Origin of the sequence: Fictibacillus solisalsi (genome assembly GCF_900103485.1) — a bacterium.
GTDB classification, from domain to species: Bacteria; Bacillota; Bacilli; order Bacillales; family Fictibacillaceae; genus Fictibacillus_C; species Fictibacillus_C solisalsi.
The window spans coordinates 59,150-84,745 of record NZ_FNHW01000001.1 but is presented as its reverse complement, the minus strand read 5'-3'; the positions used below and the strand labels follow the sequence as shown (position 1 = coordinate 84,745).

23 protein-coding genes are annotated in these 25,596 nt (G+C 46.4%); 2 read left to right on the top strand and 21 right to left on the bottom strand.

Annotated features, from left to right (window positions below; all coding sequences use genetic code 11):
• Positions 1 to 11 precede the first annotated feature (11 nt).
• From BLT53_RS00445 to BLT53_RS00385, 13 genes are all read right to left on the bottom strand, one after another.
• Positions 12 to 854, bottom strand: a complete 843-nt coding sequence (locus BLT53_RS00445; RefSeq protein WP_090231938.1) for an STAS domain-containing protein — start codon at positions 852 to 854, stop codon at positions 12 to 14.
• Positions 855 to 1,024: 170 nt separating this feature from the next.
• On the bottom strand, positions 1,025 to 2,227 hold the full coding sequence (locus tag BLT53_RS00440) for an amidohydrolase (RefSeq protein WP_090231937.1): 1,203 nt from the start codon (positions 2,225 to 2,227) through the stop codon (positions 1,025 to 1,027).
• A complete protein-coding gene (locus BLT53_RS00435; RefSeq protein WP_090231935.1) occupies positions 2,203 to 2,853 on the bottom strand; it encodes a pyroglutamyl-peptidase I in 651 nt (216 codons plus the stop codon). The genes BLT53_RS00440 and BLT53_RS00435 overlap by 25 nt, the downstream gene beginning before the upstream one ends.
• Positions 2,825 to 4,828, bottom strand: a complete 2,004-nt coding sequence (locus BLT53_RS00430; protein WP_090231934.1) for a S9 family peptidase — start codon at positions 4,826 to 4,828, stop codon at positions 2,825 to 2,827. Before BLT53_RS00430 ends, BLT53_RS00435 begins: the two co-directional genes overlap by 29 nt.
• A gap of 26 nt (positions 4,829 to 4,854) precedes the next feature.
• The gene (locus BLT53_RS00425) at positions 4,855 to 5,205 is read right to left on the bottom strand and encodes a DUF3899 domain-containing protein (protein ID WP_090231932.1); all 351 of its coding nucleotides are present in this window, start codon (positions 5,203 to 5,205) and stop codon (positions 4,855 to 4,857) included.
• Positions 5,206 to 5,276: 71 nt separating this feature from the next.
• Positions 5,277 to 6,884, bottom strand: a complete 1,608-nt coding sequence (locus tag BLT53_RS00420; protein ID WP_090236590.1) for a peptide ABC transporter substrate-binding protein — start codon at positions 6,882 to 6,884, stop codon at positions 5,277 to 5,279.
• Positions 6,885 to 6,916: 32 nt separating this feature from the next.
• On the bottom strand, positions 6,917 to 7,864 hold the full coding sequence (locus BLT53_RS00415) for an ABC transporter ATP-binding protein (RefSeq protein ID WP_090231931.1): 948 nt from the start codon (positions 7,862 to 7,864) through the stop codon (positions 6,917 to 6,919).
• Entirely contained in the window at positions 7,861 to 8,880 is a 1,020-nt protein-coding gene (locus BLT53_RS00410) for an ABC transporter ATP-binding protein (RefSeq protein ID WP_090231930.1), read from the bottom strand. The genes BLT53_RS00415 and BLT53_RS00410 overlap by 4 nt, the downstream gene beginning before the upstream one ends.
• Positions 8,881 to 8,890: 10 nt before the next feature.
• A complete protein-coding gene (locus BLT53_RS00405; protein WP_090231929.1) occupies positions 8,891 to 9,838 on the bottom strand; it encodes an ABC transporter permease in 948 nt (315 codons plus the stop codon).
• A 1-nt stretch (position 9,839) separates the two neighbouring features.
• Entirely contained in the window at positions 9,840 to 10,769 is a 930-nt protein-coding gene (locus BLT53_RS00400) for an ABC transporter permease (RefSeq protein ID WP_244520318.1), read from the bottom strand.
• A gap of 27 nt (positions 10,770 to 10,796) precedes the next feature.
• Entirely contained in the window at positions 10,797 to 11,645 is an 849-nt protein-coding gene (locus BLT53_RS00395) for a M55 family metallopeptidase (protein WP_090231927.1), read from the bottom strand.
• Positions 11,646 to 11,655: 10 nt separating this feature from the next.
• Complete coding sequence (locus BLT53_RS00390; protein WP_090231926.1) at positions 11,656 to 12,720, bottom strand: M42 family metallopeptidase; 1,065 nt, start codon at positions 12,718 to 12,720, stop codon at positions 11,656 to 11,658.
• Positions 12,721 to 12,791: 71 nt separating this feature from the next.
• Positions 12,792 to 13,241 (bottom strand): Lrp/AsnC family transcriptional regulator, encoded by a 450-nt coding sequence (locus BLT53_RS00385; protein ID WP_425284642.1) that lies wholly within the window; start codon positions 13,239 to 13,241, stop codon positions 12,792 to 12,794.
• Positions 13,242 to 13,434: 193 nt separating this feature from the next.
• Between BLT53_RS00385 and BLT53_RS00380 the strand changes: the two genes are divergently transcribed.
• Positions 13,435 to 14,586, top strand: coding sequence for an amidohydrolase (locus BLT53_RS00380; protein WP_090231923.1), 1,152 nt, complete (start codon positions 13,435 to 13,437; stop codon positions 14,584 to 14,586).
• Between the two features lie 43 nt (positions 14,587 to 14,629).
• On the opposite strand, the gene BLT53_RS00375 is transcribed toward BLT53_RS00380, so the two are convergent.
• The 8 genes from BLT53_RS00375 to BLT53_RS00340 form a co-directional block, all read right to left on the bottom strand.
• Positions 14,630 to 15,964: an MFS transporter gene (locus tag BLT53_RS00375; RefSeq protein WP_090231922.1), complete on the bottom strand. Its 1,335-nt coding sequence runs from the start codon at positions 15,962 to 15,964 to the stop codon at positions 14,630 to 14,632.
• A 58-nt stretch (positions 15,965 to 16,022) separates the two neighbouring features.
• On the bottom strand, positions 16,023 to 17,171 hold the full coding sequence (gene dgoD, locus BLT53_RS00370) for a galactonate dehydratase (RefSeq protein WP_090231920.1): 1,149 nt from the start codon (positions 17,169 to 17,171) through the stop codon (positions 16,023 to 16,025).
• A gap of 15 nt (positions 17,172 to 17,186) precedes the next feature.
• On the bottom strand, positions 17,187 to 17,819 hold the full coding sequence (locus BLT53_RS00365) for a bifunctional 4-hydroxy-2-oxoglutarate aldolase/2-dehydro-3-deoxy-phosphogluconate aldolase (protein ID WP_090231919.1): 633 nt from the start codon (positions 17,817 to 17,819) through the stop codon (positions 17,187 to 17,189).
• Positions 17,820 to 17,838: 19 nt separating this feature from the next.
• On the bottom strand, positions 17,839 to 18,792 hold the full coding sequence (locus BLT53_RS00360; protein WP_090231917.1) for a sugar kinase: 954 nt from the start codon (positions 18,790 to 18,792) through the stop codon (positions 17,839 to 17,841).
• Between the two features lie 21 nt (positions 18,793 to 18,813).
• Positions 18,814 to 19,566 (bottom strand): IclR family transcriptional regulator, encoded by a 753-nt coding sequence (locus BLT53_RS00355; protein ID WP_090231915.1) that lies wholly within the window; start codon positions 19,564 to 19,566, stop codon positions 18,814 to 18,816.
• Between the two features lie 127 nt (positions 19,567 to 19,693).
• Positions 19,694 to 20,239 (bottom strand): peptide-methionine (S)-S-oxide reductase MsrA, encoded by a 546-nt coding sequence (gene msrA, locus BLT53_RS00350; RefSeq protein WP_090231913.1) that lies wholly within the window; start codon positions 20,237 to 20,239, stop codon positions 19,694 to 19,696.
• Between the two features lie 457 nt (positions 20,240 to 20,696).
• Positions 20,697 to 21,530, bottom strand: coding sequence for an aldo/keto reductase family protein (locus BLT53_RS00345; protein ID WP_090231911.1), 834 nt, complete (start codon positions 21,528 to 21,530; stop codon positions 20,697 to 20,699).
• 102 nt (positions 21,531 to 21,632) lie between these two features.
• Positions 21,633 to 23,309 carry a methyl-accepting chemotaxis protein gene (locus tag BLT53_RS00340; RefSeq protein ID WP_090231910.1) on the bottom strand — a complete coding sequence of 559 codons (1,677 nt, stop codon included), beginning with the start codon at positions 23,307 to 23,309 and terminating at the stop codon, positions 21,633 to 21,635.
• Between the two features lie 184 nt (positions 23,310 to 23,493).
• Between BLT53_RS00340 and BLT53_RS00335 the strand changes: the two genes are divergently transcribed.
• Positions 23,494 to 25,590, top strand: coding sequence for a DNA topoisomerase III (locus BLT53_RS00335; RefSeq protein ID WP_090231908.1), 2,097 nt, complete (start codon positions 23,494 to 23,496; stop codon positions 25,588 to 25,590).
• Positions 25,591 to 25,596: the final 6 nt, after the last annotated feature.

Genomic DNA, 25,596 nt, shown 5'->3' with positions numbered 1-25,596 from the left:
CTCCGTCTTTCTTAAGATCGTTCGGGTTTATAATATTCTGGAAGTGTTTGCTGCAGTGTCCCCTTCGTTTCCGCCTTGTCATCAAAGGTTACACCCAGTTGTATCATTTTTCTCACCAGTTCGGGCCGCAACCCGGTAATTACTGCTTTGCATCCCATCAGCGAAATGCCCTCAAGCACCTTTTGAAAATGATGAATCACTTCCATATCCATATCGGTAATCCCGGAAAGATCAAGGATAAGTGTCCTGATCTTCAGCATGGAAATATCAGTCAATACCTTTTCTTCAATAGTATAAATACGGTATACGTCAATAATCCCGATAAGCGGAAGAACAGCAACATGAGCACTGAGCGGAATGATGGGCACTGACAAATGCTCAACTGTTTTACGCTGGGAGTTAATCAATTCGTCTTTATATTCCGAATAACTGATAAAAAAGCTATTGAGAAATTGGTCAAGGCTGTCGTTAATTTGTTTTTCCATCTGATAGATCAGAATTCTGAATTCCGAAAGGGAAAGATAGGCATTTTCTTCTTTATCATAATCCTTCAAATAATGCCAGATGGTCCTGCGTATAGCATGCACCCATTCCAATTTAAATTGCAGCGTCAACGAATGCTCGGCCCATGCAATGCCTTCTTGCCGGGCAAAAGCAATGAGGGCTGCTTCCCTGTTTTCCACCACAAACTGAACCAGCTTCTCCGCATTCTTCAGCAAATCAATATTGCCTTTTTGCAAGATTTCATTGATTTTTGAAGCCACTTCGTCTGCCTCATTTAACAACTTGCTGTAAAAATCTTCTCTGTCTCCGACAATATATGAAGTAATTTCATCTTTATATAACTTTTCCATGGGATATGCTCCTTACTTTGTATTTTACAAGTCGACGCCATTTCCTTTTATCCTAAAAGCAATCCTATAAGTTTTATTAAAGACGATGAAAGTGTGCAAAGCAAGCATGAAAAAGCTGGATGCATCATAAACACCTTTGATGCAAGCCAGCTTCCTGTTGCCTTACTTTTTTATTGGACCGTTGTTTCTTCCTTAATTGCTGCTTCTTTCAAAAATGTCACCGCAGCTGCTCCAAGAGTGTTGGCGGCAACAAGCATGGCACGCTCATCAATATTGAACTTTGGATGATGGTGCGGATACACTTCATCACGGTTTGCGTCCTGTGCCCCGGTATAAAAGAAAGTTCCCTTTACATGTTGAAGATAATAAGCAAAATCCTCGCCGCCCATATCCGGTTCACATTCCACGACGGCGGTTACCCCCGGCACATCCCCGGCCACTCTCGCAACAAAATCGGTCTCATCCTTATGATTTACAACCGGCGGATACCCCCGTTGATACGACAACGTATACTCTGCATCCGCTGTTAGGCAGGTTCCTTTTACCGCCCGCTCAATTTCCCGTTCCATCAAGTCCCGTACATTCTCTTTAAAGGTACGTACGGTTCCGGTGATCTTGGCCGTATCGGCAATGACGTTAAACGCATTAATCGCTTCAAACCGCCCGATGGACAATACAGCGGAATCCAGCGGATTTACCCGGCGGCTGACCAGCTGCTGCAGATTCATTACCAGCTGTGAACCGATCACAACCGCATCCTTTGTAAGGTGAGGCTGCGCTCCGTGTCCTCCCTTGCCCTGAATAATAACGTCAAACTTATCAGCGGCAGCCATAAAAGGACCTGTCCGGTGCTGAATATGGCCATACGGCGTAACCGCCCAAAGGTGTGTCCCAAAAATGACATCCACGCCATCAAGGCAGCCATCTTCAATCATGGCAATGGCTCCTCCGGGAGCGAGTTCCTCGGCATGCTGATGAATAAACACAATGTTGCCTTCAAGCTCATCCCTCATGCCATTCAGCACTTTGGCCAGAACCAGAAGGGTAGCCGTATGTCCGTCATGGCCGCAGGCATGCATCACTCCGTCCACTTTGGATTTGTACTTCACGTCATTCTCTTCTTGAATGGGAAGCGCGTCGAAATCTGCTCGTAGTGCAACTGTTTGACCAGGCTTTCCGCCTCTTAAGACAGCGACCACTCCTCTTCCACCCACCCCGGTTCGAACGTCATGGCCGAGTTTTTCATGATAAGCGGCAATGTACTTCGGCGTCTCCACTTCCTCAAACGAAAGTTCAGGATGTTCATGTAGATGCCTTCTGATTTCCACCATTTCCGGGTAGCATTCCTTCAGTCTGTCGTATAGCTTTTCCATGTGCGTTCATCTCCCGCTATTTTTTGATCCAAAGATTCAATAAGAATTTCAATGCTGTTTTGCAAGGTTTCCTTCGGCCAGCCGGACAACCGGCGATCGTTCACCGCAAGCTCGTTTGACGGAGGAACATGTATAAACCCTGCAGGAATACGGTGCTTCACTTTATTTATGTGGTGAAGCATACTGTACATGACATTATTACAAAGGTAGGCACCTGCTGTATTCGATAATTCAGCCGGAAATCCTCTTTTATTTAACAGGTTTACAAATTTTCTGACAGGAAGTGTTGAAAAATAAGCGGCTGGACCCTCGCTCGCAATCGGAACATCCGTCATCTCTTCGCCCGAATTGTCGTTTGGTCCGTCATTGATATTGATGGCAATCCGCTCGGGCGTAATCCGGTTTCGCCCTGCCGCAAGACCGAGCATCATGACAGCATCCGGCTGCAGTGTTTCATAGTGGCCGAGCAGCTCAAGAGCCGACCTTCTGTAATCCACTGGCAAAACTTTTCCCGCAATTTGATAGAAGCCGATTTGTTTTCCGTTCAGTTGGCGGACAATATATTCCGCCGGATTGAACGGGTGCTCCAAAAAAGGCTCAAACCCTGTCAGCAGCAATGTTTTCATTCAAACGCCCCCCTTGCTCCGCCTGTCCAAGATGATCATCAAACCAGCTTACAATATACTGCAGGCGGTTCACCCTTAAACCCGGATCTCCGTTTCGTGAAAGATTATGGTCGGACTTTGGAAACCGGACGAATTTAACGGATTTTCCCTGCTGTTTTAAAGCAATGAATAATTGCTCACCTTGTTCGATCGGACAGCGGAAATCTTCTTCACCATGCAAAATGAGAAGCGGGGTTTCCACCTTGCTGCTCAGGCGTAAAGGAGAATGCTGCCACAGCTTCTCGGGGTCTTCCCACACATGATTTCCAATCTCCCATTTTGTAAAATAGTAACCAATATCGCTGACGCCGTAAAAGCTCAGCCAGTTGGAAATGGAGCGCTGGGTGACAGCAGCCTTAAACCGGGAGGTATGCCCCACGATCCAATTGGTCATAAAACCACCGTAGCTGCCCCCGGTAACCACAAGCTGATCAGGATCCACAAAATCACAATGCGTTACCACATGGTCTACGGCAGCCATTAAATCACGGTAGTCACCGCCTCCGTAATCCTCCATGCACGCTTTTACAAACTGCTGGCCGTAGCCATAGCTCCCCCTCGGATTGCTGTACAGCACCACATAGCCCGAAGCTGCGAGCAGTTGCAGTTCATGAAAAAAGGTATTACCGTACATGGCATGAGGGCCTCCGTGAATTTCGAGCACCATCGGATACTTACATCCCTCTGTATAGTGAGGCGGCTTTAAAAGCCAGTTTTGCACCGTAAAGCCCTCATCATTTATAAATGTAAACTCCTCCGGCTGTGAAAGAGAAACACTTGAAAGCAGTTCTTCATTCATATCCGTCAGCCTTACTTCTTCGCTCAAATTGGATAGCGAAGCATAAAATAAATCTCCCGGCACCGTCGGAGAGCTTGCCGCGAAAACGGCATAATCACTCTCTACATCCATGCTGTAGCCATACAGATGGCATTTTTGCTGAGTAATCTGTGAAACTTCTCCTTCCATCGTGACATAATGAAGAGAAGCATTGCCTTCAGTACTTGCAATGAAAAAAATCCCTTTTCCGTCTTTTGACCAGAATGGTTTTGGGGAGGGATGCCCAAAGTGCATATCACCAACCATTGCATCTCCGGCGTGGTCATCGAATTCTCTGGTCAGGCACAAGACTTTCCCGCTCCCCACCTCAGCTGTGTAAACATTTCCTAATGTTGCACTGCCAAATTCAAACGTTTGCCCCAAAAACGCCAGGTGTTCTCCATCTGCTGACCAGACCGGATCAGTAAAGGAGCCTGTTTCTTGATTAATCCGTGCTTCTTTTCCATTCATCGTTCGAACAATGAGATCAGAAGCAAACGAAATCGTATCCCCCTGCCCCCGGCTTTTACAATACGCGATTTTTTGTCCATCCGGCGACCAGGCTGCGTCAAAATGATGATAGGCCCCATCAGTCAGCTGTACTTCTTCCTTTGTCTCCAGATTAATGTGCAAAAGCTGGCTGTATACTTCGTTAAGTAAGCCTTTTCCATCTGCTTTATATTTCAGGTGTGTAACTTCCAATGGCTTTAGTGCCTTTTCCTCTTCTTTTTCCTCTTCCACAGCCACTGTCACCAGGAGAGACTTTCCATCCGGAGACCAGACCGGGCTTCCCGCTCCTTGAGTACTGCCGGTCAGCTGAACCGCTTCACCGCCTTCCGATGAAATGAGCCAAACCTGATTCTTGCCACTCCTGTCTGATACAAAAGCAAGCGTTTTTCCATCCGGAGACCAGCGGGGACTAAAATCTTTGTGGCACCCATTCGTCCACTGAACAGATGCGCCGGAGTTTAACCCGCAAATGTAAAGATGAGATTCATAGTTTTTGTCCTGATTAATCCGTTTTGCAACATAAGCAACCCTTTCCCCATCCGGTGAAATTTGAGGATCGCTGACAAATTGCAATCTGTATAAGTCTTCTGCTTTTATTCCCTGTTTCATGTTTTACTCCTTCTCTCTGTATCATTCTAGTGTTGGATCATAAGCAAGAGTATGGATACCGTACTGAATCCTGTTCCTATTCCCAGTAAAGCGGAAGCCAAGAATGGTTTTCTTTCGGCCAGTGAGGCTTCCATTTCCCTTTGAGCCATCCGTACCGCTGAATGGGCGTGTTGTTTTCTCATACGAACGAAATCCAAGGCCCGCTTAAGCGGTGAAAGGAACCCGCTCGAGAGAACAACAGCAGAAGCTCCTGCTGCCAGAAAGCACAGTCCGAGAATAAAAGATTGATTGACTGCGTCCAAAGCATCCAGTTTCCATGCGTTCATATATATAAGCCATGCACCTGCCGATAAAAGGACAGCTGTAAGAAATTTCATATCCTACCACCACTCCATTGAAACAAAATAGGAGGAACCTGCCAAGTACGGCAGGCGGCCCTCCATTTTAATTATTCGGTTTTTTCTGCCCAGCGGACATACGGATAACGGTTAACCGGATAAACCACTCCCTTGAACTTGCTGGAAGTTAAGTAATTGTTAGAGTAATAGTATACCGGCATGAATGGCAGATCCTTCATCAGTACATTCTCTGCCTGGTGAAGCAGTTCCATACGTTTCTTTTCGTTCTGCTCGGTTTTAGACTGCGCAAGCAGCTTGTCATATTTTGGATTCACCCAGTTTGTACGGTTATTCGGGCTGTCTCCAAGATAGTAATCAAGAATTGGTGTTGGATCCACATAGATGCCGATCCAGCCCATACGCGCCATCTGGAAGTTCTTTTGTTTCGTTGTATCCAGATACGTCTTCCATTCCTGATTGGTCAGCTTTACGTCGACTCCAAGGTTTTTCTTCAGCATTTCCTGAACAGCTTCAGCAATCTTTTTGTTGCTGTCCAACGTATTGTACTTCAGTTCTGTCTCAGGGAACTGGCTCCAGCCTTCTTCTTTCATTGCTTCCTTAATCAGCTGCTTCGCTTTTTTCACATCTTCCTGGAAATACTGTTCTTTCTCTTTTCTGAAATCCTTGCCGCCGCTTTCCGCTCCATATGGCACAAAGGCCTGTGCAGGCTTTTCACCGGCTTGTGTAATCTTGTCCGTGATCATCTTGCGGTCGATCGCAAGGTTAAAGGCTTCGCGGACTTTTTGGTTGTTGAATGGCTCCTTGTCCACATTAAACATGTACATATAGGTGCCGAAATATGGTGTTACCTTGTATTCTTTATTATCCTTTTCCTGGTTAATAACATCAGATGGAAGGGTTTGGATCAAATCCAGCTCTCCCGATTTGTACATCTGGTAATACGTGGTGGCGTCATTGACCATTTTCCAGGTTACCTTTTCCATATTCACATCGTCTTTCCCATAGTAACTCTTGTTCTTTTCGATCACAACGGAACGATTATGCTTCCATTCTGTTAACTTGTAAGGGCCGTTGGAAACATAGTCTTTTGCCTCGGCAGCCCAGTTTTTGTTTCCTTCGGCAGTTTCTTTCTTTACGGGGTAATAGACCCAGAACGAAAGGAGCTTTTCTATAAAACCAATGGGTGCTGCAAGCTCAACCTGAAGGGTTTTGTCATCAAGCGCCTTCACCCCTACATCTTCAACGGAACCTTTGCCTTTGTTGTAGGCTTCTGCGCCTTTAATATAGTACATATAAAACGCAAAAGAACTTCCTGTTTTTGGATCAAGCACATGCTTCCATGCATACTCAAAATCTTGAGCCTTTACCGGGTCGCCATCGGACCATTTTGCATCATCCCGAAGTTTAAATGTATATACCTTTTTATCCTTTGATACTTTAACGCCTTTGGCAAGGCCTTTTACAGAATCGCCGCTCTTGTTTTTCATGTACAATCCTTCATACAAATGATCCAAAATCCATCCCGAAGTAGTGTCTGTTGCCAGCGCAGGATCCAGAGACGGCGGTTCACTTACCGCGTTCATCGTAATTTCCTGTTTTACACCTTCTGTGGAAGTCGATTTGCTGTTGCCCGAGCAAGCAGACAGTACCGACATGATCAGGACCAAAACAAGCAATCCGGCAAACGGCTTTTTCATCGTTTTTATCATATTCCTATTCCCCCATCTGTTTAATATAAATGACAAGCTGTCCAATGTTGTGGACGTATTTCTTTCCATTCCGGAACAGCTGCAGCACACACCTCCATGGCATGAGGACAGCGGGTTCTAAACCGGCATCCCGACGGCGGCGAGATGGGACTTGGCGGATCTCCTTTTAAAATAATCCGCTCCTGCTTTTCTCTGGAAACCGTTGGTGCCGGGATCGCTGACAAAAGTGCCTGGGTGTATGGATGAAGCGGTTCACTGAAAAGATCACCACTGTCCGCGAGTTCCATGAAGCTTCCAAGGTACATTACACCGATACGGTCGCTGATGTGTTTGACCATCCCGAGATCATGGGCAATAAACAAAAACGTGAGCCCCATTTCCCGCTGCAGATCTTCCATAAGGTTAATCACCTGCGCCTGAATGGAAACATCCAGCGCAGAGATCGGTTCATCGGCTACGATAAACTTCGGTTCAACTGCGAGCGCCCGTGCAATACCGATCCTCTGCCGCTGTCCTCCGCTGAACTCGTGTGGATAACGTTTGGCATGATCACCCTGCAAGCCTACCCTTTCTAGCAAGCTGAAGATGCGATGCATCCTCTCCTTTCCAGAAGCAAGTTTATGGGCATCCATGCCTTCGGCAATGATATCCCCTACTTTCATTCTCGGATTAAGAGAAGCATGCGGGTCCTGGAAAATCATTTGAACAATTCGGTTATACTTTCTTTTTTCCTTTTTACTAAGTGTGCTGACATCCCTACCCTCGAAGACCATTTTTCCGCCTGTTGCCTCATTCAGGCCGACAATCGTCCGGCCCAATGTGGATTTTCCACTGCCGCTTTCTCCAACCAATCCCAGGGTTTCTCCCCTTCTCACGGAAAATGAAACATTATCCACAGCTTTCAAGGAGTGCTTTCCTACATTAAAATACTTCTTCAGATTTTCCACCTCAAGCAGCATTTCTGTCATGATTCATCCCTCCCCGCAGCTGCAAATTCAGTGACCTTAGGCGCTCTTGGGTCGTTCAGCCAGCATCTGGAATGATGGCCGTCGTTTACGGCGAACGGCTCAGGAAGCTCCCCGACACAAATTTCCATGGCAAATTCACATCTGGCAGCAAACGGGCAGCCCTTTGGCGGATCATATAAGTCCGGAGGTGAACCTTCGATTGGAATGAGCCGTTCCTTTTCTCCCTCCTCATAATTAGGAAGAGAATTCAGCAGCCCCATGGTATACGGATGCTTTGGCCGTTCCAGGATATCTGCCACCGTACCGCTCTCCACCACGATTCCCGCATACATCACGATGACGTTCTGAGCCATTTCAGCCACCACTCCCAAATCGTGGGTGATCAGCATGATGGAGGTGCCGAACTTGTGCTGCAGATCCTTCATTAAGTCCAGAATCTGGGCCTGTATGGTCACATCAAGAGCAGTTGTCGGTTCATCAGCAATCAAGAGCTTGGGATCACACGCCAGCGCGATGGCGATAAGCACACGCTGCCGCATTCCGCCGCTCAGTTCATGCGGATACTGATTGTACCTCGATTCAGGATTGGGTATCCCGGCGAGCTTCAGCAATTCCAGTGCCCTTGCCTTCGCTTGCGTTTTATTCAGCCCCTTATGCTTGATAATCCCTTCTGCAATCTGGATTCCAATTTTCATTGTCGGATTGAGGGAGGTCATCGGATCCTGGAATACCATACTGATCTGCGAGCCTTTAATTTGTTTCATTTCTTTTCCTGACAGCTTTAATAAGTCTTTACCATCAAAATGAATGGAGCCTTGTTTAATCCTGCAGCCTCGTTTGGGAAGAAGCTTCATGATCGCCTGAGCGGTTACTGACTTGCCGCAGCCGCTCTCTCCTACTACAGCGAGCACCTCGCCGTGACCTATGTTAAAGCTGACTCCCCTGACCGCCTGAACTTCGCCCCCATGGGAGCGAAACGATACTTTTAACTGATCCACTTCCAAAAGCTGTGCCATCGTCTCCCCCCTAATCTTTTGCCTGGTGCGGATCCAGTGCATCCTGCAATCCGTCTCCGAACACGTTAAATGCAAACATCGTCAGTGAAATCATGAATCCTGGAAAAAACAATCTCCACCACTGCCCACTTAAAATTACACCGAGTGCATCGTTGGCCATCGTCCCCCAGCTTGCAATAGGCGCCTGTACCCCAAGGCCGATAAAACTCAGGAAGGCTTCGGCAAAGATGGCATTTGGAATGGTAAATGTCAGGTTGACGATGATGATGCCCAGCATGTTGGGAAACAAATGCTTAAGAATAATGGCTCCGTGCGGTGTTCCAAGTTTTTGCGCAGCTGCCACAAACTCCTGCTGTTTAATCTGGAGAATCTGGCCCCGTACAACACGGGCCATCGATACCCACCCCGTAATGGAAAGAGCAATAACAATGGTCCATAATCCAGGTTTCATAACCACCAAAAGCAGGATAACGACGAGCAAATAAGGAATGCTGTACAAAATCTCAACAATACGCATCAAACCGTTGTCAATCCGGTCACCGAGTTTCCCCCTGCCTGCCATGTAGCCTGAAATACCGCCAACCAGGAGGCCAACGACGAGATCGATCAACGCAGCGGCGACCCCGATCGTTAAGGAAATTCTGGCGCCATACCATGTTCTTGCCCACATATCACGGCCGAGATCATCCGTACCAAACCAGTGCTTTCCATCGGGCGAAAGATTTCCGCTCGCCAGACTTTGGTCGGAATAGCTATACGGAACCATTCTGGGACCAAAGATGGCAAAGAACAGAATAAGCAGCAAAATGATGGCTCCGGTGACGGCCAGCTTGTTTTTCAATACCCTTCGAAAGCTTTCTTTTGCCTGGCTGACACCTGGCCGCCGTATCTCTTCTTTTTTCAGACGGCCCTTTTCAAGCGGCCTGAAAAGTGAATCATGTGAAGCTTTTTCCAGCATGTCAGTCCCCCCTGCTGCTTAATTTGATTCGCGGATCAATAAGCCTGTACGATAGATCAATAAGAAAAAGCGTTACGATCAGCACTACGCTGAAAAAGATGGTTGTTCCAAGAATAACGGGATAATCCCGGTTAAAGATACTATCCACAAAGTATTTGCCCAGCCCCGGAATCGCAAAAATTTTTTCAATAACAAATGTTCCTGTCAGAAGATGAGCAACAAGCGGTCCCATAAAGGAAACGACCGGGATAATTGCGTTGCGAATGCCATGCTTGACGACAATTCCTGCTGCACCAAGTCCCTTGGCATCTGCAGTTTTCATGTAATTTTGTTTAAGCACCTCAAGCATGCTTGATCTCGTAAACCGGGCAATAATGGCGAGCGGCCCGGCGGCAAGCGCCACGGACGGCAATATGGTATGTTTCCATGTGCCCCATGAGGCGACCGGCAGCATCCCCCATTGAACGGCAAAGACCTTGATCATCAATGGCGCAAGGATGAAGCTTGGAACAGATATTCCGAGTATGGCGATCGTCATGGCAGCATAGTCGATGGTCCGGTTATGAAACAGAGAAGCAATGATTCCAAGGATCAGTCCAAAGACAAGGGCGATGACCAATGCCTGGAACCCGAGAAGTGCGGAAACCGGCAGGCCTTCGGCAATGAGTGTGTTCACGTTGCGTGTTTCCGATTCAATGGAAGGCCCCAGATCGAACGATGCCAAGTTTTTCAGATACAACAGATATTGAAAAGGCAGCGGCTTATCGAGATTGAACTTTGCGCGCATGTTGTTCAATACTTCTTCAGGCAGCACATCGGAATCCGATGAAAAAGGATCCCCCGGGATCGTATGCATGATTACGAATGTGAGCGTTGTAATGACCCAGATGGTTAAAAGCATGGTCAGCAGCCGCTTCAGGATGAACTTCATTTCCCCACGCTCCTTTCTTTTCAGATTTTAGGCGTTGGCATGTCCCAGCACTCCATTGGTCGCTGCCATACCGATAATGACTGCACCCCACATATGCTTGTAGGCGGTAATATAATCCTCACACGTAAACCGGATCGTCTTTGGCCCGATGAGCTCAACTGTCGGCAAAGTGGTTGTCATCATCGCCTGATTTGTTCCTTTAAACTCAATTTCAAACGTAACTGGGCCATCTACCACGTATGGCGGAATCTCTTTTGCTCTCTCTACTCCCCGCTTTGCTTTTTCACGGATAATCTGCCTTGCCTTTGAGGGATGAAGTAGTTCTGCTGCAAACCGGTCAACGGCGAATTTCACAACCGCACCTTCGATTTCCGGCAAGGTCTCCGTTACTTCCTCTATGTATGCATCATCACCGGTGGCAAGAATGGCAGGTATACCGAAAAAGCCCGCAGCGCCTGCATTCATTTCTGTTTCCCCGACAACCTTTCCGTTGATTTTCATTTCAGCAACCGCGACACCGGCGAGCGTATGACTGATCACCGCACGTTCGGAACCCGCTTCTCGTCCATGGTGCCCGACAAACATAATCCCGTCGAAGCTGTCATCCAGCCCGGCCAGCTGGCATAGCACCCGGTTGTTTCCGGATACAAGGCGCGCTCTTTCATCCAGCTCCTCAACAAGGATGTTGGACATATTCCCATGGCCATCAGCTACAGTCACTTCGGTTGCCCCCCCATCAAACGCTCCGGCAATGGCCGCATTGACATCCTGTGTCATTAACTTTCTAAAGCGCTGATACTCATCGTTTTTTTTCAGCTGCATGTTCGTTGCTACTCCTGAAATGCCTTCCATATCTGCAGAAATAAAAATTTTCATGTTTCTCCTCCTATAAAAATGTAAATGATGAACGTTCCGATAACGATTCGATAAAAGAGAGCAGCAGATCCACGGTGGCTTGCAAATCTCCCATATCAATCACTTCTACCGGTGAGTGGGCATATCTTGATGGAATGGAAAGGACACCGGTTGGTATGCCTCGTCCGCCAAGGCTAAGTGCCCCGCCGTCCGTCCCGATCCCCGGAAAGACCTCTCGTTGAAAGGGAATCTCACGTTCTCTCGCCAGATTCACCAATGATTTTTTGATGGCGGGATGGGCAATCAAACTAAAATCCATAATTTTAATGCCTGTCCCGTCTCCAAGCTTTAAGCTATTGTCCATCGTGCTTTCAGGTGTATCGCTCACTGCAGTGGTATCGACGGCAATGGCGGCTGCTGCTTCGATATGGTTGGCCGCAATGGATGCTCCTCTCAGTCCCACTTCTTCCTGAACCGAAAACAGGGCAATAACCTCTCCTGCAAAGTTTCTGTTCTTTAACTCCTGCAGCACTTGGATGAGAACAGCACATCCGGCTCTATCGTCGAAGCCCTTTCCCACGATTCGTCCGGTTTTTTCACTGCCGAGATATTCCGTCTCACTGCACCAGGTCGCAATGTCTCCGACCTGTACACCAAGCGATTCAGCTTCACTCTTAGATGAAGCTCCAATATCGATATATAGTTCCTTATGTTTTCGGACCCCATCCGGATTATCAAATTTCATGTAATGGGCGGAAATGGTACCGATGACTCCCCTTAAATGCCCCTGATCTGTCGTTACCTCCACCTTTTGGGCAAGCAGGATACGGTCGTCGTGTCCGCCTAACTTTTCAAAGCGCAGCAGGCCATTCGCTTCTATTTTCTTGATCACAAATCCAACTTCATCCATATGGGCCGTCACAATGACCCTTGGCCCCGGCTGGCTCCCCTTCGTTCTGCAAATCACATTTCCAACGGCATCCACTTCCACCGAATCTGCAAGCACTGCTGTTTTTTCACGGATATAGCGGGTGATCTGCTGCTCATGGCCGCATGGTCCATGAAGCTCGGTCAATCCTTTAATCAATTGATACACTACTGCAATCCCCCTTAAAAGGAAACGGAATTTTCTGAACCCGATGTTGATATAAAAAAGACCCGGAGGCCTTAAATATATTCAAATGAATTTTTGTACACGTCCATCTGTAAGATTACATTGGTTTTGTTGATACCAGGGAGTTGATGAATGCTTTTTACAATCTCGGTAATCTCCTCATAATCCCTGACGTTTGCCTGAACGAGCAATTGGTACTCACCAGACGTTAATGTAATAAACCGGATGCCGGTAATGTCTCTCAATTGCTGAATGGTGTGATTCATATTTGGTGGAACCACACTGATCTGAATGATCGCTCCTACCTTAACACCCAGAGAAATCGGGTTAACCACTCCAACGACCTCGAGTATGTTATTTTCCACAAGGTTGTTGTACCGGGAACGAACTGTCTTCTCGGTTACATTCAAACGATTCGCAATCTCTGTAAATGACATTCTTCCATCCTTGGATAAAAGTTTAATAATTCCCTTATCCAGATGATCAATAATTTCCACCGACACCATATTTCCACCCTTCAGTAATAAAAAACTTCAAAAAATCACTAATTTAGTACTATTATTAGTATTTATTACCTAAAAACTATACTATTTTTATGAAATGGTATTGAAATAAGTAATTTTTAAATAGTATAATTTTTTCAGAATATTTATTCAAGTGTTTTTTGAAAAAAATTGAAAAGAGAGGATTTTTGTCATGCTTTTGATCAAAAATGGAATGCTCATGACCGGTACAGGAATGATGTATAAAGGGGATGTTCTGCTGGGTCAAGGAAAAATCGCCGGCATCGGCGAAATCAGCGGCCTTCCCGAAACAGGGACTGTTCTCGATGCAGAAGGGAAATTTGTAACGCCTGGCTTGATCGATGTACATACACATCTGGGAATTCATGAAGAGGGAATCGGCCCAGCCGGGCACGATTACAATGAGACGAGCAATCCTGTAACTCCGTATGTGCGTGCAATAGACGGAATTAACCCAAACGAGAAAGGATTTGAAGACGCCCGGAAAGCCGGTGTGACTACTGTTCAGGTTATGCCGGGCAGTGCCAATGTCATCGGAGGAGAAATGGTGGTCCTAAAAACGGCAGGAACGGTCATTGACCAAATGGTCATCCGCAATCCTTCCGGCATGAAGGCGGCGTTCGGAGAAAACCCCAAACGTTTTTATGGAGGCAAAGGTAAAGCACCGGTTACCCGGATGGGCATTGCCGCCCTGTTTCGTAAGGAGATGAAAGCCGCGCAGCATGCTTTAAAAAAGCTTGAGAAGGGTGAAGAACTCACACCTGATTTAGGAATCGAACACCTCATCAAAGTCCTGAAAAAAGAAATACCCATTCGGGCACATGCCCACCGTGCAGATGACATCGCCACGATTCTCCGGCTGGCCACGGAATTTGGGTTTGACCTGACAATCGAGCATTGCACGGAAGGCCATCAAATTGCTTCCTTTATCGCAGAACATCATGTACGAGTTTCTGTAGGGCCGACCCTTTCCACACGAAGCAAGATTGAACTGGCTGATAAAGGATGGCATACGCTTAAAGAGTTGAATGCAGCTGGAGTGCCGGTATCCATCACCACCGATCATCCAGTAGTGGGAATCGACAGCCTGATTTTGAGCGCGATCAGTGCTGTTAAACATGGCCTTCAGCAGGAAACAGCCTGGCAGGCTATTACATTGAATGCGGCCAGACATCTGGGTGTAGAGGACCGGGTTGGTTCCCTTGAGAAGGGCAAGGATGCCGATGTGGTTATTTGGGATGGCGATCCGTTTGATGCCCGCAGCACGGTAGAAACGACCATTATCAATGGTGCTATTGTTTATGATCATTCGATAGAAAAGTAGAATCATAGAAAAAAGGCAGCAATGACCGCTGCCTTTTTTCTATCTATGCATGATGAGATAGATTTGGACGTTTCCCACCATCGCCTTTTTCTGCGATTCTCTCCACTTTTCCAACCAAAAGAATATAAGATAACGCGCCAAACAGCGCCAGAACGCCAATGAAGACTAGTGCCGGCGCAAAGTTTCCGCCTTTCGCCAAGTATCCGATGGCAATCGGAACAATGATGGATGCAAGACTTCCGATAAAGTTGAAAACCCCGCCAGTCAGCCCGACCAGACGCTGAGGCGCGATCTGGGAAACAAGCGACCATGTAATGGATGCCAGACCGTTTCCGAAGAAGGCAATGGTCATGAAAAAGATGATCATCGCTGTATTGTCGACATAATTTGCTCCAATAATGGCGATGGATAAAAGAAGCCCTGTAATAATCGGTGTTTTCCTCGCAACACCCATGGATACTCCCCGCTTGGCCATGTAATCCGAAACAAATCCTGAGATCAGAACACCGACAAATGCGGCGAGAAATGGAAGAGAAGCCAGAAAACCAGATTTAATAAAATCCAATCCCCTGTATTCCACCAGATAAGTAGGGAACCAGGTCAGAAAAAACCAGAGTGTAGAATTGACAGCAAACTGGCCGAGATAAATGCCCCAAAGCTTTCGGTGGGATAAGGTTTCTTTCAAATCGCTCCATTTCAGCTTCTCTTTTTCCTGATTCTCTTTGCCTTTTGGATTGACCAGTCCTCCGCCTTGCTCTATATAAGATAGTTCTTCCTTGTTTACTTTTCTGCTTTTATCGGGATCCCTGTAGACCAAATACCAGATAAGAGACCAGACAATACCGATGATCCCCGTAATGATGAACAGCCCTCTCCATCCTGTATAATGCTGGATGGTGGCAAGTACCGGTGTCAGAAATGCCAGACCGACAAATTGTCCGGACGTATACATGGCAACGGCCGAAGCCCGTTCATTGTCCGGAAACCAGCTGGTGACGATCCGGTTATTCGTCGGAAACGCAGGCGCTTCAAATGCTCCGGTCGCAAGTCTGAGTCCGAAAAGACCGGCAAAGCCCTTCGTGAACCCCTGAAATAAGGTGGCAAGTGACCATGTACATAAACTTACAGCATACATTACTCTTGGGCCAAAACGGTCAACCATCCATCCTCCCGGGATCTGCAGGGCGGAGTATGCCCACCCGAATGCTGAAAAAATCAAACCTACTTGCACCGAACTTAACGCAAGGTCTTTTCCCATAGAAGTGGCGGCAACCGAGATATTGCTTCTGTCCATATAGTTAATGATGACATTTATAAAAACAAGAGCAAGAACCCCGTACCTCGCCCTTGTGCGCCTTTCCTTCTTTTGTTTGTACATGATGCAAACCCCTTTCTTTGATGAAGCGCTTACAGATCAGGCATGAATGGTTAGGATCTCACCATTCTGCAATACTGCCGTCCTTATGCCGCCAAACCGGATTTCTCCAGTTGTGACCCTCCTCGGCCATCTTTCTGACATGGTCTTCATTGATTTCAATACCCAGACCTGGACCATCTGGAATCTTGACATAGCCTTCCTCATAATGAAAGACGGAACGGTCCACGATATAATCGAGAATGTCACTGCCTTCGTTATAATGAATACCAAGGCTCTGTTCCTGAATAAACGCATTATGGCAGGTTGCATCCACTTGCAGGCAGGAGGCCAGTGCGATCGGTCCAAGCGGGCAATGCGGAGCAGCTGCCACATCAAAAGCTTCAGCCATCGACATGATTTTCTTGCACTCGGTAATTCCCCCGGCATGAGATAGATCCGGCTGAATAATATCGACATATCCATCCATCAGCAGCGGTTTGAAATCCCATTTAGAAAACATTCTTTCTCCTGTGGCGATTGGAATGGAAGTAGCTCTTGCGATCTCGCGCAACGCTTCATTGTTTTCAGGAAGAACCGGCTCTTCGATAAACATAGGCTTATAGACTTCAAGCTCTTTTGCCAGCAGCTTGGCCATCGGTTTATGCACACGTCCGTGAAAATCGAGACCAATTCCAAACTGCGGTCCAACCGCTTCCCTGACCGTGGCAACGGTTTCCAGAATTTTATCCACTTTGTCATAGGAATCAATATATTGAAGCTCTTCCGCCCCGTTCATTTTCACTGCTTTAAATCCGGCAGCCTGAGCCTTTTTGGCAGCGAGCCCCACCTCTGCCGGCCGGTCTCCGCCAATCCATGAATATACCTTAATGGAATCGCGGCATTTTCCGCCAAGCAGCTGATGGACAGGAGCGTTAAAATACTTTCCTTTAATGTCCCAGAGCGCCTGATCAATACCCGCAATGGCACTCATCATAATCGGACCTCCCCGGTAGAAGCCTGCCCGGTACATCAGGTTCCAATGATCCTCAATCTGCATAGGATCTTTGCCCATCAAGTATTCCATCAATTCTTCAACCGCTGTTTTAACCGTGGCTGCACGGCCCTCAATCACCGGCTCTCCCCAGCCGACGATTCCTTCATCAGTGGTAATTTTTAAAAACAGCCAGCGCGGCGGCACCTGAAACAATTCATATCCTGTAATTTTCATGATCTCGTCCCCCTATTAATTTTGTGATACGGCTTTTACAAAATTACGTGATTTTTCCGTAAGCCTTGATAAATACGCTTCTGTAACTTCTTCTTTTGTATTCACAAGTGCACTGCCTATACCACATCCGACAGCACCCGCTTTCATGAATTCTGAAACATTTTCAAGCGTCACTCCGCCTGTCGGAAGCAGCGGAATGTGGGGGAGCGGCCCCCTCAAATCCTTGATATAAGAGGGCCCGACAGAAGCAGGGAACACTTTGACAATATCGGCGCCATGCTCATAGGCGGTTAAAATTTCTGTTGGTGTGAACGCGCCCGGAATGCTTACCGCTCCATACCTTTTTGCCATTTGTATTGTTTTCAAGTTCACGGTTGGAGCCAGGATAAATTGCGCACCGGCAAGGATTGCCAATCTCGCACTCTCCGGATCAAGAACGGTGCCCGCACCGACCAAAAGCTCATCTCCCAATTCCGATGACACCTCTTCGATGACTTTAAGCGCTCCCGGTGAGTTTAGGGTGATCTCAAGCGTTCTTATACCTCCGGCTTGAAGCGCCCGTGCAATCTTCAGTACGCTCTTTGGTTCTGCTCCGCGGATGATGGCAACCAATTTGTTTTCTTTTATGGATGAAAGTACATCAGACAAAATGATTCCTCCTCTTTTTCTACCGGCTTACGTCACTTTTACTGGATAGGAAAAGCTCAAGCGTTTTTCGATCAGGAAGGCCTTCAATATCACCATTGACCATGGTGACCATAGCGCCGATGGCACAGCCTCTTGTAACAGATTCTTTGAGAGCAAAACCGTCAAGCAGCCCCGATACCACTCCTGCCGCAAATCCGTCACCTGCCCCGACCGGATCGATTACCTGTTTGACACGAAAACCTCCCACATGCCCCTGTTCCTTTTTTGAAAGGCAGGAATAGTAGGCGCCTTCTTCTCCTTTTTTTACAACAATGGTATCTGGTCCGAGCTCGTGCAGCGCATCTGCTATTTCCTCCGGATGGCTTGTTCCGAATAAAAATTCTCCTTCACTTGTACCCGGAAAAACAATATCGGAATGGCCTGCAATCTGCAGAATGGTGTTTCGTGCCTTCTCCTCTGTCCAGAGCTTGTACCTGATGTTTGGATCAAAGACAATGGTCAACTTATGCTTTTTGGCTATTTCGATGGCCTGAAAAACAGCCTTTGAACACGAATCGGACAGAGCTGGGGTAATGCCGGTTATGTAGAGCACTTTACCCTTTGACAGGTAGGCTTCGTTAATGCTTTCCGGATTCAGAAAGCTGGCGGCCGAGTGTTTACGGTAGTAATGAACGCGTACGTGGTCCCCGTATACATTTTCTTTAAAAAAGATGCCTGTTGGTGCCTCATCGTCTGCGGCAACCTCACTCACATCCACCCCTTCACCTCTTACGGCGTTTTTGAGCATGGCGCCGAACTCATCCATTCCCACTCTTGAAATCCATCCTGTTTCATGTCCAAGTTTAGCCAGCCCAATGAGTGTATTGATTTCGGCTCCGGCTATTCTCGAGGTATAATCCCGTGCATACCTCATAGGCCCGCTCGTTTCGGGAGTAAAAAGCACCATGGCTTCTCCTATGCTGATCACATCCATCTTTTTCCCTCCTTGTCTTTTTTATCTGGCCAAATAGCCGAGACTGGCTGATATCTTTTTTGAAGTAAGCAGCAATACTTTTGCAATCTGATCTTTACGTGCAGTCATCCTCTCTTTGGGTCCTGCTACGCTGATCGCAGCCTGCATCTGCCTGTCGCCCCCATATACCGGAGCCGCCAGACAGAATAATCCCTCTTCGTTTTCCTCATTATCGATGGCGTAGCCCCGTTTCCTGCTTTCGGCAAGCTCGTGTTCCAGTTGTTCCCTGCTTGTAATGGTGTGACTCGTAATCGGAAGCAGCTGTGTTGAATCAAGCAGCTTGTTTTTTGATTCTTCGGGCATGAAGGAAAGGAATGCCTTGCCAAGCCCTGTGCAGTATATTGGCTTTTTGTTTCCAGGCTGGGCGGTGGTGCGGATGGAGCGGTTATTATCAATTTTTGCAACATAAACAAGTTCTTCTTCTGCCATCAGCGCCATAAAAACCGTTTCCTGTACTTCTTCCATTAACGTCTTCAGATAGGGCTTGCCTACCGCCGAAACATCCAGCGATTCCATGGCAGCGGTTCCAATTCCAATGAGTTTGGGCCCGAGCTTGTACTTTTTTTGTGTGTCCTGTCGCAGGTAGCCTTCAGCTGCTAAGGTTTTAATTAAATTTGAGGTGCTGCTTTGAGGAAAGTCCAGGGTTTCACTAATTTCCTTAATGGACAGCCCCTCTGTGTGAATGGTTAGGCACTCAAAAACCTGGACTACCCGCTGAGCTGATTTAACTGACATCTTCCCCTCCATTTAAATCACATATGTGATTTAATATTCTGTATGTGATTTTTGACACCTAGAAACTACCACAGGTCTTTTTGAATTGCAACCGCTTTCTAAAAAAATAAAAACAAGACAGCCGTCATCAGCTGCCTTGTTTGCTCCAGTTTTCTTTTATAAATGCATCTCTGCCAGATTCAATTCGTTCCTGCTTGTATTTATCTGGATTCTTTTTATAGAAATCCTGATGAACCTCTTCAGCGGCATAAAAGACAGATGCCGGTACGATTTCCGTTACAATGGCTTGACGGAACTTGCTGCTGTCCTCGAGCTTTTGTTTGGACGCCAGCGCGAGCTCTTTCTGTTCTTCATTATGATAGAAAATCGCGGTTCGGTACTGGCTGCCCCGGTCAAAAAATTGTCCCCCCTCATCTGTTGGATCAATTTGCGGCCAATACAGATCCAATAATTGCTGATAGGGAAATATAGCCGGATCAAATGTAATTTCCACCGCTTCATAATGTCCGGTTGTTCCTGTTTTCACTTGTTCATACGATGGGTCTTCCACATTCCCTCCGGTATATCCGGAAACAATCCCGTGGATTCCCGGCAATTCATCAAAAGGCTTAACCATGCACCAAAAGCATCCTCCGGCAAACGTCGCTTTTTCCAATTGATTGTTTTCCTTCATCAAAATCCCCCTCATTATCCTGCTGAATTCTTTTTATCATATCTGTTCCAAGAGGGAAAATCCATAAAAAAGGCCGGTCAAATAATGACCCGCCTTACTCTGCATGCTATTTATCATCTTTTCCAAGATAATCTCCGTGCGTTCTGTTTCTTTTTTTGCGTCGGACCGACCGAACGACGAATATTACAATTATGATGATCAACAATATGCTAACATTTAAAAAACCGCCCAAAAACAGTAGTATGTCCTTTAGCCAATCTGTAATTGATTCCATAGCTGTATTCACCTCTTCCCCTCTACAATACCCTGGCGGAGTAAAAATTAATCTATTTTCACTTCCATTTTTCATAAGCTCCGGGCTAACTGTTATTTTTATTACCCCTGTTTTACAACGTTTAGACATGGAAAATGTGGCAAAAAAACAAACCTTCCAACGAGTGGAAGGTGATGTGAAAGGCTATTCGCAAAAGTACTCTCCTGTATTCGGACCTGTCACCCGGTTGTTATTCAAAAAATGCAGAGTAACCATATCCTCAATTGGAAGAGTATAAGACGCCATTTCAATATTTTCCTGGATTTCGTTAATGGACGAGAATGCAGGAACAACAGGAGTACCATTCTGCAGAGCCCATTTCATGGCAATCTGAGCCGGTGTTTTTTCATGCTTTTCAGCAATGTCCAACAGCACTTTTTGCTGGAAAAGCTCCCCCCTTGCATACGGGTTTCTTGCCTGAACTTGAATCTGGTTCTGCTTACAGAAATGGATCAGGTGTTTTTGAGACTTTAGCGGATGATACTCAATTTGGTTAACGTGCGGCTTTATCTGGCTGTGCCTCATGATCAGTTTCAGATCATTTTCTTCAAAGTTACAAACACCGAGAGCTCTCACTTCACCCCGATTATACAAAATTTCAAGCGCCCTCCATGTTTCCTCAAGCTCTCCCCTTACCGGCCATTGAATCATGTAAAGATCAATATAATCGACTCCAAGTTTCTTTCTGCTCTCATTAAAAGCGGAAAGGGTGTTATTATACCCATGAGAAATACTGTTTAACTTTGCGGTAATAAAAAGGCGCTTCCTATCAATGCCGGATGAGGATAAAGCGTTTCCAATTTCTTGTTCATTTTGGTAGGATGCGGCGGTGTCAATGGCACGGTATCCTGCTTCAATCGCAGCCAGCACTCCTCTTTCTACTGTTTCAGGGTTATTTATACTGCAGGAATCCAATCCGATCCAAGGGATATGAACTCCATTTGACAACACCGTTCCTTCCTCCAGACCCATCATCATTTAAGTCCCCCTAATCCTTCATACTTTTTACATTCTATGCGGTTAAGCATTTTTTCATATCTATCTAAAAAAGAAGACCGTAAAAACAGTCTCCTTTTTTTGCTAGATTTTGAATTTTGATATCATCTTTTGCAGTTCTTCGGCCATAAAGGAGAGCGAATGAGCAGATGCTGCAATTTCTTCCATGGATGCCAGTTGTTCTTCTGTGGCGGCGGCAATGCTTTGAACACTGCCGGACGACTCTCTTGCGCCTGCTGCAATAATTTCTGATGAAGACGAAAGGCGTTCTGAACCTTTGGCAAGCTGAGCAATCGATCCAGTTATTCCCATAATTTGCTGATTCACTTCTTTTGTTGAGCTCTGGATATTCTGGAATTGCTTTTCGGTTTCCTTGACTACTGTGAGACCGGCAAAAACATTGTTTCTTACCATTTTTACGGATTCACTGGAGTTATGGGTCCCCTCCTGAATCTTTTTAACAAGGTCACTGATCGACTGAGCAGATTTCCCCGACTGCTCGGCAAGTTTTCGTACTTCGGATGCCACCACAGCAAAGCCTTTTCCGCTTTCGCCGGCACGGGCGGCTTCAATGGAAGCGTTAAGCGCCAGCAAATTTGTCTGATTGGCAATCTCGGTAATGATGGTTACAATTTCTCCAATGGATTCGGATTGCGCATTAAGTTCTTCAATGCCTTGTTGGGCCGTATCGACCGAGTCGACGATGTCTTTCATCTGATCATGTGTCCGATTAACATGCACCTGCCCCTCATCAGCCTGTTCTGAAGCTGCTGATGTCAGGTCACGTGCCAGGATGGCATTTTCAGAAATAACCTCAAGCTGGCTTACCGTCTGTTCCATCATTTGGGAAGTCTCAGTTGATTTTTCTGTTTGTACCTCGGTATTCGATGCAATTTGCTGAATACTTAACGTAACTTGGCTTGCGGCATGGCTATTTTGTTCAGCACTTGCTGTCAGCTGTTGTGAGGAAGCTGCCACTTCAGAAGTGGTTTCTGAAATCTGCATGATCATGGTCCTCAGGCTGGCGGTAAATTGATCAAAGGTGTCGGACAGCTGACCCAATTCATCCTTTCTGCCAAGCTTTACGGATTTAGTTAAGTCACCTTTCCCCTCAGCGATCTCCTTCATATTTTGGTGAAGCACTCCAATCGGACGAACGATGGAAGCAACAATAAAGCTGCCAAAAACCAAACCACCCACGATTAAAAGAAGCAAGACAACCGCAAAAACAACCATCTGAATGGTCATATTTGTTTTATTTTTCTGCTTCTGAATTTCAATATCTTTATGAAGCGTTTGCACCATTTTCTCTATAACAGGATTCAGTACATCTTTTCGTATTGAGCTTTCATCCCCAAAGTGAACCGTCATGGCCAGTTCTTTCCCACCGCCATCATAAGCTTGAACCGCACGAGTGCTGGAATTAAAATACCCGGTCAGTCCTCTCTCAGCAGTCTTTTTTGTTTTTGCATCAAGCAAAGGAAAAAGTTTTTTCTCTAGCTCTTGTATCCTGCGCTTTTTATCTGCCAATTCGGTTTTAAATTCCTTCCTGCCGGTAAGAAGGTATGCCCGTTCATCATTCGAATACCCTGCCAGATAATATTGAAGCTCCTTAAACTCTGTCTGCACGTCTTGCTTTCTGGCCAATTCCTGGCTTAGCTGCGTCTGATCATAAATGGAATAAAACGCATAACTGCCGGCAACCATCAAAGCAACTACAGCGGTTCCCAATAAAATGAATAATTTGCTTCTGATTTTCATTCGCTGCACCTCTACATTTTTTTACTTTTACGTTAACCATCTTTTTTATCGGAAATCATTCCATCTTTTTAACCTTTATTCAGTGTGTTTTTTCATATCATTTTCGAAGAAGCCTTCAATCGGCTATACTGGTATGGGATGCAGTTTAGGAAACTGCTGTTGTAGAAGGGAGCTTATTCATTTTATGAAATCCATTGTACTTGCTGAAAAACCGAGTGTTGCCAGAGACCTGGCCCGTGTGCTTGGGTGCAGTAAGCAATCAAAACACTATATAGAAGGACCGAAATACATTGTAACTTGGGCACTCGGCCACCTCGTAGAGCTAAAAATGCCCGAGGATTATAACAAAGAATATAAAACCTGGAGGATGGAAGACCTGCCCATCATTCCAAAAGAAATGGGATTAAAACTGATTCGTCAAGTAAGCCACCAATATAAGGGGATTGAACAGCTCGCCCGCAGAAAAGACGTGGGTGAATTTATTATTGCAACAGATGCCGGCCGTGAAGGAGAGCTGGTTGCACGCTGGATTCTTGAAAAGCTTCGCTGGAAAAAACCCGTTAAACGGCTCTGGATTTCTTCACAGACCGACCGGGCCATCAAGGATGGTTTCAAAAACCTGAAGCCTGCCAAGCAATATGATTTTCTTTATCAATCCGCCGTATGCCGTTCCGAAGCGGACTGGCTGATTGGTTTGAATGTCACACGGGCTTTAACTACGAAATATAATGAACAGCTCTCCGCTGGCCGTGTTCAGACACCTGCTCTTTCCATGATCCTGGAACGCGAAGCAGACATCAAAGCGTTTGTGCCAAAAGAATATTTTACGATTGATGCCAAAATCGGCCCTCTTGAGGCGATGTGGGAGAAGAATGGCGAACGCCGGATTTTTACTCGTTCTAAAGCGGAAAATGTAGTGGAGCTTGTAAAAAACGAAAAAGGGCAAGTTATTTCCCTGAATACGAAATCAAAATCAGAACAGCAGCCCCTGCCGTATGATTTAACGGAACTGCAGCGTGATGCCAACCGGCGCTTCGGGTTCTCTGCCAAGAAAACCTCCAGTGTCCTGCAAAATCTGTATGAACGGTATAAGCTTGTTACCTACCCGCGTACAGATTCCAAATATTTGACTGTGGATATGAAAAGTACGATGAATGACAGGCTGAAGGCCCTCTCTTTTGCGTATCGTGACGAAGTTCAGCCTGCCCTGAAAAATAAAGGAACGGTACTTGTCAAAAAAGTCTTTAATAACGATAAAGTGTCCGATCACCATGCGATCATCCCAACAGATGAACCTCCGCACCTGGGTGATCTGTCAGCCGATGAAAGGAAGCTGTATGACATCATTGTCCGCCGGTTTCTCGCATTATTTTACGAACCGTACCAGACCGAAACCATTCATGCGGTCATTGATGTAAAAGGCGAAACCTTTTCGGCCAGAGAAACAAAGGTTGTTGACGCAGGGTTCAAAAAAATCACCGGTAAGGACGAGGAAGATTCCCAAGGCAAACCGCTTGGAAATCTGAAATCCGGACAGGAGTTCAGTGTAACAGAGTCACGGATGCAAAAAAAACTCACCGAGCCGCCTGCCCGCTTCAATGAAGCTGATTTGCTTGCGCGCATGGAAAAATTCGGACTCGGGACACCGGCAACCCGCGCCGATATTATAGAGCGTCTCCTCAGCACCGAAACCATTGACCGCCAGAATAACCGTCTCCACCCTACACCAAAGGGAAAACAGCTGATTGATCTGGTCAACAGTGAGCTGAAGTCGCCGGAATTAACGGCAAAATGGGAAAAACAACTGGAGGATATCGCTCGGGGCAAAGGCAATCCAAAAGATTTCCTCGAGAATATCAGAACGCAGACCAAGCAGCTCGTCAAGGAAATCAAAGGCAGTGAACAAACCTATAAAGCGCATAACCTGACCGGTTCGAAGTGCCCGGAGTGCGGAGAATTCATGAAGGAAGTCAAAGGGCGCGACGGAAAAATGCTCGTATGCTCAAGCAGAGAATGCGGCTACAGAAAGCGAAAGGATCCCAAGCTGTCCAACCGCCGCTGTCCGCAATGCCATAAAAAAATGGAGATCCACAACGGCAAAGCCGGGATCTATTTCCAATGCCGGCCATGTAACGTGGTTGAAAAAGGAGAGGACCGCAAAAAGACCGTATCCAAACGTGAGGAACGCCAGCTGATGAATAAATACAAGAAAAAAGAAGAAGCCCCAATGGGCAACAGCCTGGCCGATGCACTGAAAGCGGCCCTCGAGAAAAAAGATTAAACCCAA